The following is a 12,565-nucleotide window of genomic DNA, read 5'->3' on the forward strand; positions in this document are numbered from 1 at the left end:
CTCCCGCGTCTGGGAGACCCCATGACGCGAGAGAACGATCCGACCCTCCTCCCGACCTGGGCCGCCGTCGAGATGGAGCACGAGCACATGTACACCCTCTTCTCCAACCTCGAGGAGGCCGAGGAGCGGGACGAGGCCCTCGAGGCCCTCGGCCAGCTCGAGACCTGGCTCCAGCGCCACTTCGCGCAGGAGGAGAAGCCGGGAGGCTTCCTGGAGAGGATCTGCACCGGGCCCGGCGAGGCCGACGCGCTGCGGGAGGAGCACCGCTCGCTGCTCGTGCTCATCGAGCGGACCCGGGATGTGGTCGCCGACGTGACCGCTCCCTGGAACGAGGTCGCGCAGAAGATCATGGGTGACATCGGTTCAGGGCTGCGCGCCCACGAGAACCGGGAGCGCACCCTCGCCCACCGCCGCCTGGGCCTGAGCTAGCCCGGCAGCGCCAGGGAGAGCAGGGCGGTCGAGCCCGAGCGCCCACGCAGGACGTGGTCGCCGGCCGGCCGGAGCACCAGGGCCTCGACGTCCACCGCGCTGGCCACGTCGGCGGTGAGGAGCACCGGGGCGCCGAGCTCCTTGGTCAGGGCCTCGACCCGGCTGGCGGTGTTCACCGTGTCGCCGATGACGGTGAAGTCCATCCGGTTCTCGCTGCCCACGTTCCCGGAGAGCACCGGCCCTCGGTGGACGCCGATGCCGATGGCCAGCGGCGCGTGGCCGTCGGCGGTCCACTCACCGTTGAAGCGCTCCAGGGCCGCCAGCATGTCCTGGGCGCACTCCAGGGCACGGGTGGCGTCGGTGCCGTCCCCCTCGGGGACCCCGAAGACCGCGAGGATGCTGTCCCCGATGAACTTGTCCACCATCCCGCCGTGGCGGAAGACCACCTCGGTCATGGTCGTGAGGTAGCGGTTGAGCCCCGACACCACCTCCTCGGGGGAGAGCTGCTCGGAGATGCGGGTGAAGTCCCGGATGTCCGAGATGAGGATGGTGGCCACCCTGAGGTCGCCGCCCAGGCTCAGGCGGTGCCGGCCGATGATGATCTGGTCGACGATCTGCCGGGGCAGGTAGCGGCTCATCACCTTGCGCTGGTTCTCGAGGGCCTCGCGCTCCTGGCCGGCGTTCCGGACGGCGGCCAGCGCCAGCACCAGCATGGGCAGGGTGAGGATCGGCCCGAAGATCGAGGCGTTGAAGCCCAGGCCGAGGGCCGGGAGGATGTTGGAGACGAACACCGCCAGCAGGGCGCCGGCGATCGGCCCGAAGGCCCACCGGGCCCGGCTTCGCTGTCCCGAGCCCGCCTCCGCGCGGGCGTAGGAGCGCACGATGATCACCACGCTCGCCAGCACGCAGAGCACGATCTCCAGGGCGTTGGCGATGAAGGCCACCGAGGGCAGCAGGTAGGTGGTCATGTCCCCGCGGTTGGCGGCGTCGACCAGGGCCAGCGGGTCGTCGCTCAGGACCAGGGTGAAGAAGACGGCGCTCCCGGGCAGGCCCAGGAGGAGGGTCCAGTAGTTGCGGCGGTCGAGGGGGCCGAAGGGGTCCAGGAGCTTGCGGGTGAGCAGGTAGAGGAAGGGGCCGAGGTAGCCCGCCAGCAGCATGGGGAGGGCCTGGAGGTGAGGGGAGTCGTCGATCAGCCCCGAGTGCCGGATCCCGACCGTCGCCGCGTACCAGGCGCTGACGATGAAGGTGGCGCCCACCAGGCGCGAGAGCTCCTTGCTGGTGCGCTCCAGGATCAGGCCGATCGCCGCGCCGAAGAGGTGGGCGGTCGCGGCGACGAGGCCGAGGCAGAGAGCGAGGACCTGGAGGGGTTCGAACATGGGACTCCCGGGGCCAGCCTACTACAGCACCGGATGCGGAAACCCTCCGGCTTGGGTATGAATGGGCCGGGGCGTGTCGCCCCCATTGCACCTGTTTTCGGGGGTGGACCGATGTTCGAGTGGAGGGCCTCGATGGCTCGCGGCGGAATACTTCTCGCTCTGCTGATGACGATCGGCGGCTGCGGTACCGAGGTGGCGACCCGGGACAACCCCTTCGACCCCCAGTCCACCAACCCGGCGCCGGGCGCGCTGATCGGCCTCGTCGAGGTGCCGGACCGCGCCGACGCCTCGGGGCTCACCCTGGAGCTGGCCGGCGAGGAGGCCGTCGCGCCGGCGACCACGGACGCGAGCGGCGCCTTCCTCTTCGCCGCGCTGAACCCGGGCCGCTACAACCTCACCCTGGAGGAGACCGGCTACCAGCCCGTGCAGGTCTTCGGGATCGAGATCCCGGCCGGTGAGACCGTCGACCTGGGCCGCCTGATCCTCACCACCACCACCGAGACCTCGCCCAGCGGCATCCAGGGCGTGGTGCTCCTCGAGGGGGCGATCGGTGGAGACCACAGCGGCTCTCACGTCCGGGTGATCGGGCGCAGCTACGACACCTTCTCGGCGCCGGACGGCTCCTTCTCCCTGGTCGTCCCCGAGGGCACCCACGATCTGGAGCTCTCGCACCGGGACCACGTCACCCAGCAGCTCTTCGGCGTCGTCGTCGCGGCGGGGACGCTCGTCACCCTCGCCGAGCCGGTCCTGCTGCCGGTGAACCCGGCCTCGGTGACGGGCAACGTCTCGGCCCTCACCTGTACGGTCGATCCGGCCGACGCCGTGGCGGTGGCCGCCGAGGGCGCCCTGGTCTCGGTGCAGGGCACCGGCGTCACGGCGGTGGTGGCCCCCGACGGGGCCTTCACGCTGACCGGGGTTCCTCCCGGATCCCACACCCTCCACTTCGGCCTCGCCGGACACGAGCCCGCCTCCACCACCGTCCTCGACCTCCACGGCGGCCAGGCGGCGACCCTCCCGGAGACCGTCGTCCTCACGCCCTCCCGGGGGACGGTCGACGGCACCATCCTCCTCACCGGCCAGCCCGAGCACGCGGGCACCGTGGTGCAGCTCACCGGCACCGGCTTCGTCTCGATCACGGGGACCGACGGCGGCTTCCGGATCGGCGAGGTCTGCGCCGGGCAGGGCTACGAGCTCCGCGCCGTCCCGACCCGCAGCGGTTTCCTCCCGGCGGTGGTCGGCGGCATCGAGGTCCTCGCCGGGCAGCGGACGACCCTCCCCACCCAGACCCTGGCGCCGCAGTCCGGTGATCTCAACCTCGGCAACGGCAGCGGCCTGACGAACGATCCCACGCGCGTCGTCCCCTACACCCTGCAGGCCGCGACCGGCACCACCGAGATGCGGATGAGCGAGGACCTCTCGCTCTTCACGGACGCGGCCCGGGCCGCGGAGGGGTGGGGGCCCTACGCCCAGAGCGGGACCTTCACCCTCTCGGCCGGGGAGGGGCGCAAGTGGGTCTACGCCCAGGTGCGAGACGCCGCGGGCGCGGTCTCCGGCCGCCTCGAGGCCACGATCCTCCTCGACCTCACGGCGCCGACGAACCCGGCCATCCTGATCGAGGACGGCGGGATCTACAGCAACGATGGCGACGGCGCGCTCCTCCTCACCCTCACCGCCAGCGAGGCCCCGGATCTCGCCGCCGGCGTGGACGAGGTGAGCGGCCTCGCTCTGCTGCGCCTCCTCAACCATGACCTCCAGTCCGCGGGCACCCCGCCGAGCGACCCGGCGGATCCCGCCTGGGCGGCCGTGACCCCCATCGCCTACAGCCGGATCGTCGATCACCCCCTCCTGCGCCCCTCCACCGACGAGGCCAAGGAGGTCTGGGTGCGCTTCTCCGATCGGGCGGGGAACTGGAGCCTGCCGATCAGCGCGTCGGTCATCCTCGACCGCCAGGCCCCGAGCGGCACCACCCTCGCCATCACCGGCTCGGCTCCCGGCTGGGCGAAGAGCGAGCGGGTGACCCTGAACCTCACCGCCACCGACGCCAACCCCGGCCTCCAGATGCGCCTCGCCCACGACAGCGGCTTCGCGGGGGCGGTCACGACCCCCTTCGCCCCGACGGTCGCCTGGAACCTCCTGCCGGGCGACGGCAGCAAGGAGGTCTGGGTGACCTTCGTCGACGCCGCGGGGAACGCCGCCCAGGCCCTCTCGGCGAGCATCCAGCTGGACACCCTCGCGCCCACCGGCGTCTCGGTGAGCATCGCGCAGGCGCCCTACAGCCCCACGCGCGACCTCACCCTCGGCCTCGCCCAGGCGGGCGCGACCCAGATGGTCGTCTCGCTGAAGGCCGACTTCACCGACGGCGCCGGGCAGCCCCTTGCCTGGCTCCCGGTCGCGCCCACGGCCTCGATCCAGCTCCCGGACCTGGACGGTGAGCACGCCGTCCACGCGAAGTTCCGGGACGCCGCGGACAACGTCTCCATCGCGCCGGCGGCGACGGTCGTCCTCGATCAGCTCACCCCCGACGCCCCCCTGCTCTCGGTCGAGGGGGGGCCGTGGGTGGCCTCTCCGGCCATCACCGCCACCATCGTCGCGGTCGGGCGCCCGATCGACGCCCACGAGATGCGGGTCGATCTGGTCGACCAGGTCTCGGGCTCGACGACCACCGGCACCTGGCGGCCCTACGCCCTCCTCCTGGGCCTCTCCCCGCCCGGTGCCGACGGCGGCAAGCAGGTGGTGGCCCGGGTGCGGGACGCCGCCGGCCACGTCTCGCCGCCGGCCACCGTCGACCTCGTCCTCGACACCTCCCCGCCCTCGCTCAGCGTCTTCGAGATCGAGGGCGGCGCGGCGGCGGTGCGCTCGCCCTTCGTCACCCTCACGGCCACCGCGGCCGGGGCCTACCAGATGCGCGTCTCCGATCGCGCCGACTTCGCGGGCTCGGTCTGGCAGAGCTACGCCCCCACGCTCCCCTGGCGGCTGCCGGCCAGCGACGGAACCCACACCGTCTTCGTCGAGGTGCGGGACGAGGCGGGCCACGTGGCCGGCGCCAGCGACGACATCCTCCTCGACACCACGCCGCCCGGGGCCCTCACCCTCACCCTGGCCGACGGCCAGACCTGGGACACCGACGGCCAGGTCAAGGTCGCGGTCAGCGCCGTGGACTCCGGCTCGGGGCTGGCTCAGCTCTGGCTGGATCACGACTCCTCCTTCTCGAACGCCACGGTCGTGTCCTGGCTCCCGGCGGGCGCGCCCTCGCTGGTGGTGGATCCCTGGGCGCTGCTCCCCGGCGACGGCCAGCGCGCCGTTCACGTCCGCGTGATCGACGCCGTGGGCAACCGCAGCGACGCCGCCCGGAGCATCGCCGTCGACGCCACGCCCCCGGAGGGGAAGGTCGTGATCGACAACGGCGCCACCTGGTCCACCGACACCACCCTCACCCTGAGCCTCAACACCGGGGACGCGGTGGACATGGCGGTCGTGGAGAGCGGGACCGCGCCCGACTGCAGCGTGGGGGGGCTGCCCTGGGAGTTCGTCACCTTCACCAAGACCTGGCCCACCACCGCCACCCAGGGGCTGCACACGATCTGGGTCTGCTTCCGAGACGCCGCGGGCAACACCTTCCGGGTCTTCGACGACATCCTCCTCGACACCACGCCGCCCACCGGGACGATCCGGATCGACGCCGACGCCACCTGGGCCACGAGCACGCAGGTCGTCCTCGGCCTGACCGCTCCTCCGGACACGACCCACATGGCTCTCGCCAACGCCGCCTCCCTGGCCTGCGGCACGGTGGTCTGGGAGCCCTTCGCCCCGAACAAGAGCTGGACCCTGCCGGCCGGCGACGGCCCGGCCACGGTCTCGGTCTGCTTCAAGGACGCCGCCGGGAACGTCGCCGGCTCCTTCTCCGATGGCATCCTGCTCGACACCACGCCGCCCCAGACGCCGACCCTCCTGATCGAGAACGGCGCCACCTGGACCAACGCCCCGGCCCCGGGCCACACGGTGCAGATCAGCCCCTCGGCCGTCGGCGCCACCTGGGTCCGGATCGCCACCGACGGGATCCTCGACACCGAGCCCCTCGAGGCCCTGGCCGGTCCCTTCAGCCGCAGCCTGCCCACCGGGGACGGCCCCAAGACGGTCTGGGCCATCTTCGAGGACGACGCCGGCAACCAGAGCGTGGCGGTGAGCGACACGATCCTCCTCGACACCGCCGCCCCCACGGGGAGCGTCGTCGTGAACCAGGACGCGCCCTACACCAGCTCGCTCGTGGTGAACCTGACGCTCACCATGACCGAGCCCCACGAGATGCGGATCTGGACCGACGGCACCGAGGACGAGCCCTGGGTGCCGGTGGCCACCACGACCCTGGCCAACCTCCCGCCCGGTGACGGGACGGCGACCGTGCGGGCCCGCTTCCGGGACGCGGCGGGCAACGAGAGCGGCGTCTACCAGGACACCATCATCGTGGACACCGTGCCGCCCTCGGCGCCCCAGGTGATCACCGCCGACACGGTGGTGCCGCTGCCGGACAACAGCGTCTTCACGGTCCAGACCTTCGGGCCGGTGCTCGAGGCGAACTTCGATCGCTACGAGATCCTCGGCGGCAAGCTCTCGAGCTGGACCGCCCTGGCCGGCGGCCAGTCCACGACCTCCTTCGACTTCAACCTGCTCGCCAGCCCCTCGGCCGAGACCGGCGTGCCGAACCTCCTGCGGATCCGCGCCCGGGATCTGGCCGGCAACGTCGGCCCCGAGGGGTCGGTGATCGTGACCACCGACATCAACCTGCCGAACGCCGCCACCGCCAACCTGGCCTGGGTGGTCAACGGCAACGGCTCGGTCACCCTCCACTGGCAGCCCGGCAACAGCCCCGACGTGGTCGGCTACAACGTCTACTACGGACCGGCCTCCGGCACCCTCACGGGTCAGTACGCCCACCAGGGCCCCTCCCCGGTGCGGGTGGGGGTCACCGACCGGGCCCTCCTCTCGGGGCTGGTCAACGGCACCCAGCTCTTCGCGACCGTCCGGCCGGTGGATCACGCCGGCAACGAGGGCCCGGTGCCGATCATCGCCGGTGAGGTCCGGGGGCAGCCCTCCGAGCACCCCATCAACCTGGTCGGCGACGTCACCACCGGCATGGAGCGCATCTCCAACACGATCGTCGAGGACGACCTCGTCTACCTCGCCGGCACCAAGAGCACCGACACGATGCTGGAGGTCTACGATCTGGGATCCCTGGCCTCGCCCCTCCAGGGAGGGGTGATCCAGGCGGCGCCGGCGCTGCCGGTGCAGACCGCGACCTTCACCTACGCCGACAACCTCGACTTCCGCTCCTACTACACGACCGGCCCCTCGATCTCCCTGGACGGCCCCTACCTCTTCCTGGCCTCGGGGCCCTACCTGCGCATCTACCGGCTCAGCCAGCCGGAGGCGCCGGCGCTCCTGACCACCCTCGACTTCTCCCCGCGGATCCTCCACGACGTGGTGGCCGAGGGGGAGCGGGCCTTCCTCTCGGTCCGCACCGACGTGACGACCGAGAAGGCCGCGCTGGTGGCCCTCGACCTCGGCAAGCTCTACGACCTGAACCCGGCGACCGTGCCCTCCCCCCTCGATGTCATCGGCGAGAGCGTGGCCGCGGGCGGCTGGCGTCCCTCCAGCCTGGCCTGGACGCGCGACAAGATCGTGCAGTTCAACTCCAGCTCCGGCAGCTTCCTGACCTACGACGTCGCCGACGCCCTCGACGACGACGTCCTGACCGTCTTCGACGACGCCGACTACATCGGAGGCGCCGTGGGGCGCTCCTCTCCGATGCCCGGCGGGGCCGTGGTCAGCGGGAACCGGCTCTACCTGACCAACACCCAGGACTTCGAGGTCTACCCCCTGGAGTCCGTCTGGTCCGGCTCGGCGCTCAACGGCGGCAGCGCGATCCACGTCACGGGGGTCGTCTCCCAGGGTCAGCTGGCGCTGGCCGGCGGCCAGGTCTTCTTCCCCTCGTCCCCGGACAACGGGATCCGGGTGCTCGACCTGGTCGACTTCCCGGCGGGCCGCGAGGTCTCCCGCTACCTCTTCACCGGCTACCAGCCGACCGGGGTGACCCTCGCCGGCAACTATGGCCTGGTGGCCCGCTGGGGCGGGCTGCTGACGGTGGTCGAGCTGGGCGTCCCTCGCCAGCCCCACGAGCTCACCAGCGCCCTCGGGGGTGGGAGCACCCACGAGGTGCGGGGCGGCTTCGTCTACGGTGGCAGCGGCAACACCGTCGATCTCCAGTCCGGCTGGCCCCCCGTCGTGGACAACTCGGAGGGCAACTGCAGCTACAACGCCGCCTTCTACGACGACATGGTGATCCGGACCACCAGCGGCTCACCGGTGATCGCCCACCGGGACAAGGTCATCGATCGGGACCCCTCGACCATCTTCAACGCGGCCTTCGATCGCTACGGCCTCGACGTCACCGACGGGGGGCTGCGGCCCGGCGTGAAGGCCCTCGGGGTCGCCGCCCACGGCAACTACCTCCTCGTCGCCTCGCAGTGGTCCGATGGGATCTACCTCGATGTCTTCCTCGGCTCTCCCCTGCGGGACCGGATCCAGGCCACCGAGCTCGACATGAGCTACCTCATCGAGACCTACAAGCTCACCGACTGGACCTCGGCCGACGCCTGGGTCGAGCTCTCGGTCCACCGGGGACGGCTCTTCGTGTCCCTGGACGCCTACAACTTCGTCAACGCCCCGGCGACGGGCCTCTACATCATCGACCTCGCGCCGGCCCTCGACGACGATCCCGCCACCTCCATCGGGGCGAGCCAGATCCAGGGCGCGGTCGGGATCTCCCGGGTCCGCACCGTGGACGTGAGCGGCGGGACGGCCTACGTCGCCACCGGCGTCGGGCTCGAGATCGTCGACGTCTCGGCCGCCCTCGACGCCAGCCTGGCCACCCTCGTGCCGGCCAACCCCACCACCCTCACCCTCGGCTCCACGGGGGTCTTCTCGGTGGTGGTCCACGGCAGCTACCTCTTCTCCCTCGGCCGGTCGGGCTGGCCCCTCGCCTTCCACGACGTCTCCGACCCCTCGGCTCCCCTGGGCATGGGGACGGTGCCGGTGACCCAGAAGGCCACCAACTGCGGCCTCCCCGGGGGGCTGACCCGGGGCAGCCTGAGCGTCCACGGCTCCACCCTCTATTCCTCGGCCAGCGGGTCCATCCAGCTCTTCGCCCTCGAGTAGCCGACCGAGACCCACGAGGTCCCGACGATCACTCCTGAAGAGCGGGCCTCGCCGTCGTGGCGTCGGGGCCCTTCGGGTCCTTCAGGGTGGCCGGGTCGATGAGCGCGGCGAGGAGCCCCGGGGTGCCGGAGGTCTGGAAGTCGGTGTCGGAGAAGAAGAGCACCTCGATCCCCTCGATCTGCTTCGCCTCCACCAGCGCGAAGCGGGGTCCGCGGACGAAGAGCGCGGTGGCCCAGCCGTCGGCGAGGGTCGCGTTCGGGGCCTGCACGGTCACCGAGGAGAAGCCCCGCGCCGGCTGCCCGGTGCGGGGATCGAGGATGTGGTGGTAGCGGACGCCGTCCTTCTCGAAGTAGCGCTCGTAGTTGCCGCTGGTCGCCATGCCCCGATCCTCCAGCTCCACCACGCTGTGGACGGCCGAGCTGCGCGGATCCCGGATGCCGACTCGCCAGGGCCGATCGCCGCGCTTGCCCGAGGCATAGAGGTCTCCTCCGGCGACGACGAGGTGATCGGTGAAGCCCCGCTCCTTCAGGACGGCGCTGGCCCGGTCGACGGCGTAGCCCCTGGAGATGCCCCCGAGGGCGAGCTTCATCCCCTCCTCCTCCAGGAAGATCGTCCGGGCCTCGGGGTCGAGGACGAGCTTGCGGTAGCTGACGAGCTTCAGCCGGGGGGCCAGCTCCTCGGCGGTCGGGATCTTCGGATCCTGCTGGCGGAAGTCCCAGGCGCCCCGGAGGGCGCCGATCGTCAGATCGAAGGCGCCCTGGGACCTCGAGGCGATCTTCCGCGCGGTCTCGACCACCTCGATGATCTCGTCGGAGACCTTCACCGGCTCCCGGCCGGCCTTCGCGTTCACCTCGGCGACCTGCGTGCCCTCCTTCCACTCGTCGAGGAGGGTCTCGAGGCGATCGATCTCGGCGAAGGCCGCGTCGATGGCGGCGATCTTCTCCGGGGTCTCGCCCCCCGGGAGGGTGATCGTCACCCGGGTGTGCAGCTGCTCCCGCTCGCGGACCGTCACCTCGGCGCCCGGATCGAGCGCCGGCGCCGCCGCGGGGGTGGGCTCCGGGGGGGCCTCGGGCTCCTTCTTCTTCGGACAGCCCGAGACGATCAGGAGCCCCGCCACGAGCAGCCCGAGGCAGCTCCACCTCTTCCAGCCGGAGAGCGTCTTCATGGCCCGGACGTTAGCGCGGGCGGGCGCCGGGCGGGAGGGCGCGCGCGCCGGCCGTCCGTTGGAGGTATCATGCCTCTCCATGGCCGGAAGAGCGCTCTGCATCGTGATCCCCCTGCTCCTCGCCCTGATCTCCGCCCCGGCGGAGGGCGCCGACACCATCAAGATCGCCATCCCCGACGTGCGCCCGGTGGGCAAGGTCGACGCGACGGTGGTCGAGCCGCTCTCGGCCCTGCTGGCCTCGGACGTCGCCCGGCGCGAGGGGGTCTCGGTGCTCTCGGCAGCGGACATCCGCACCATGCTGGGCTTCGAGGCCCAGAAGCAGCTGCTGGGCTGCAGTGAGGATCAGAGCTGCCTGGCCGAGATCGGCGGGGCGCTCGGCGCGGACCTCCTGATCTCCTCCGAGGCCTCGATGCTCGGCGAGTCCTACTTCGTCACGGTGGTGGTCCTCGAGACCGCCAGCGCCACCGGGGTGGGCCGGGCGACCGCCGAGGCCCAGGGCGAGGGCGCGCTGGTCGCGGCCTTGCGGGGCGCCATCGACGCGGCCCTCGATCCCGCCCTCGCGCGCCTGCGGGGCGAAGCCCCCCCGGAGGCGCCGCCGGTCTCGGCCTTCTCCTCGCCGGGGGGCGTCGGGCCGCTCCCCGACGAGGGCGCGGGCGCCGGCCGCGGCGGCCTCTTCTGGACGGCCCTGGCGGTCGGGGCGGCCTCCGCCCTCACCGGGGGCGGGCTGCTCCTCGACGGCAACCTCACCCACCAGCGCTGGAGCGAGGATCCCTCGACGGTGACCTGGGCCCGGGCCCAGACCGCCCAGACCGAGGCGAAGGTCGGTGGGGGGCTGCTGATCGCCGGCGCGGCGATCGGGGCGGGCGCCTTCCTCCTGCCGCGCCCGAAGCACCTGCCGGCCCGGGTCGCCCTCCTGCCGACCCCGGGTGGGTTCCAGGCGATGATCACCCTGGAGCTGATGCCGTGAGGTGGCTCCTGTCCATCTCGTCGCTGGCGCTCCTGCTCGGCGCGGCCGCTTGCCCCGGCTTCTCGGCCGAGGGGGAGTACGGCTGCAGCAGCGCCGCCGACTGCGAGGGCGTCGCGGGGCGGCCCTTCTGCGATCCGGCTCGGAAGCTCTGCGTGGACACCCTGGATCCGGTGGACAGCGGCACGCCGGACGGCGGCGGATCGGATGGCGGTGAGCCGGACGGAGGTCAGCCGGACGGTGGCGAGCCCGACGGCGGCGGGTCCGACGGGGGAACCTCCACCCCGACCTGCGAATACGCGGCGGCGACCTGCGGGGCGAACGAATACGCCTGCGCCCGCGAGATCGATGGTTGCTGCCCCTGGGCCGCCGAGCAGATCCTCGAGGGGGTCACGGCCTTCTCCTCGGGGCGCCTCCTTCACGAGCCGCTCCACGGGTCGTCAGGCCTCGTCCTCCTGCACCGCGAGCACCAGCCCTCCCAGGGAGACGGCCTCTGGCTCCGCCGCCACGACGGGTCGGGCTGGGTGGACTCGGGCAAGATCCACTCCGACGCGGTCTTCGCGGCCGACTTCGCCATCGATGCCCGCGGGGACGCCTGGGTGATCCAGGCGCTGAGCGGCGGCGTGACGAACCTGCTGCAGGTCGACACCTCGAACGGGAACATCCTGGACACCAAGTCGATCGAGACCAGCGCCGGCACCGAGGGGATCTCGGTCGCGATCGACGAGAGCGGCAACCCCTACGTGGCCTGGGTCCCGGACAACGGCCTCCAGGTGCTGGGGAGCAGCGGGGTGCTCATCGTCGACAACGTCATCGGGAGCGCCAGCGCCAACTCGACCATCGAGCGGGTGGCGCACGCCTTCGACAGCCAGGGTGAGCTCCACCTGGCCTGGCTGGAGCTCGGCCCGGGCGGGTACACGGTCCAGATCCAGAAGGGCGCGGGCTCCCCGGAGGGGCTCGTGGCGGGCTTCTCCGGAGCGGACCCCGCCACCCACCCCCGGGAGATCGTCCTGGCGATCGACCCGCTGGATCGTCCGGTCCTGGTCATCCCCGAGTACACGACCACCGGCTCCCTCTCCAAGGTCGTCCTCTATCGGGAGGGCTCCGTGGGCTTCATCCGGACGGTGCTCGACTCGGGCTCCTACAACACGACGCCGAGCACGGACATGGCCGAGCCGACCCTGGCGCTGGACGCCGACGGCAACGCCCACGTGGCCTGGATCTTCGGGCGGGACACGAGCGCGGCCTCCATCCGCTACGCGATCGTCAACCAGCAGGGGGGCTTCATCGGCCCCTACGAGTATCCCGAGACCGCTGCCTTCGGGATCGAGGGGCTGGGGCTGACGGTGGTGGACGGCTGCGATCCGGTGCTGGTCTACCAGAAGGACGAGGGCTCGGCCCTCTGGCTCCTGCGCTAGG

Annotated in this window: 6 protein-coding genes; 4 read left to right on the forward strand and 2 right to left on the reverse strand. The window is 72.0% G+C overall.

The features are described 5' to 3' along the window. The first annotated feature begins 21 nt into the window (after nt 1-21). The gene (locus tag P1V51_11345; GenBank protein MDF1563631.1) at nt 22-429 is read left to right on the forward strand and encodes a hypothetical protein; all 408 of its coding nucleotides are present in this window, start codon (nt 22-24) and stop codon (nt 427-429) included. On the opposite strand, the gene P1V51_11350 is transcribed toward P1V51_11345, so the two are convergent. Beyond that, complete coding sequence (locus P1V51_11350) at nt 426-1,805, reverse strand: adenylate/guanylate cyclase domain-containing protein (GenBank protein ID MDF1563632.1); 1,380 nt, start codon at nt 1,803-1,805, stop codon at nt 426-428. The genes P1V51_11345 and P1V51_11350 overlap by 4 nt on opposite strands. 165 nt (nt 1,806-1,970) lie before the next feature. Between P1V51_11350 and P1V51_11355 the strand changes: the two genes are divergently transcribed. Further along, entirely contained in the window at nt 1,971-9,017 is a 7,047-nt protein-coding gene (locus tag P1V51_11355; protein MDF1563633.1) for a carboxypeptidase regulatory-like domain-containing protein, read from the forward strand. 28 nt (nt 9,018-9,045) lie between these two features. Here P1V51_11355 and P1V51_11360 read toward each other — a convergent pair whose 3' ends face one another. Beyond that, a complete protein-coding gene (locus tag P1V51_11360) occupies nt 9,046-10,182 on the reverse strand; it encodes an FAD:protein FMN transferase (protein ID MDF1563634.1) in 1,137 nt (378 codons plus the stop codon). Between the two features lie 79 nt (nt 10,183-10,261). Between P1V51_11360 and P1V51_11365 the strand changes: the two genes are divergently transcribed. Both P1V51_11365 and P1V51_11370 read left to right on the forward strand, forming a co-directional pair. Then, nucleotides 10,262-11,149 (forward strand): hypothetical protein, encoded by an 888-nt coding sequence (locus tag P1V51_11365; protein ID MDF1563635.1) that lies wholly within the window; start codon nt 10,262-10,264, stop codon nt 11,147-11,149. Continuing rightward, on the forward strand, nt 11,146-12,564 hold the full coding sequence (locus tag P1V51_11370; GenBank protein ID MDF1563636.1) for a hypothetical protein: 1,419 nt from the start codon (nt 11,146-11,148) through the stop codon (nt 12,562-12,564). Before P1V51_11365 ends, P1V51_11370 begins: the two co-directional genes overlap by 4 nt. Nucleotide 12,565: the final 1 nt, after the last annotated feature.

This window comes from Deltaproteobacteria bacterium, from assembly GCA_029210625.1.
Taxonomy (GTDB): Bacteria; Myxococcota; Myxococcia; order SLRQ01; family SLRQ01; genus JARGFU01.

Coding starts and splice junctions, on each gene's coding strand:
- P1V51_11345 (MDF1563631.1), top strand. CDS start 22: ATGACGCGAGAGAACGATCCGACCCTCCTCCCGACCTGGGCCGCCGTC.
- P1V51_11350 (MDF1563632.1), bottom strand. CDS start 1,805: ATGTTCGAACCCCTCCAGGTCCTCGCTCTCTGCCTCGGCCTCGTCGCC.
- P1V51_11355 (MDF1563633.1), top strand. CDS start 1,971: ATGACGATCGGCGGCTGCGGTACCGAGGTGGCGACCCGGGACAACCCC.
- P1V51_11360 (MDF1563634.1), bottom strand. CDS start 10,182: ATGAAGACGCTCTCCGGCTGGAAGAGGTGGAGCTGCCTCGGGCTGCTC.
- P1V51_11365 (MDF1563635.1), top strand. CDS start 10,262: ATGGCCGGAAGAGCGCTCTGCATCGTGATCCCCCTGCTCCTCGCCCTG.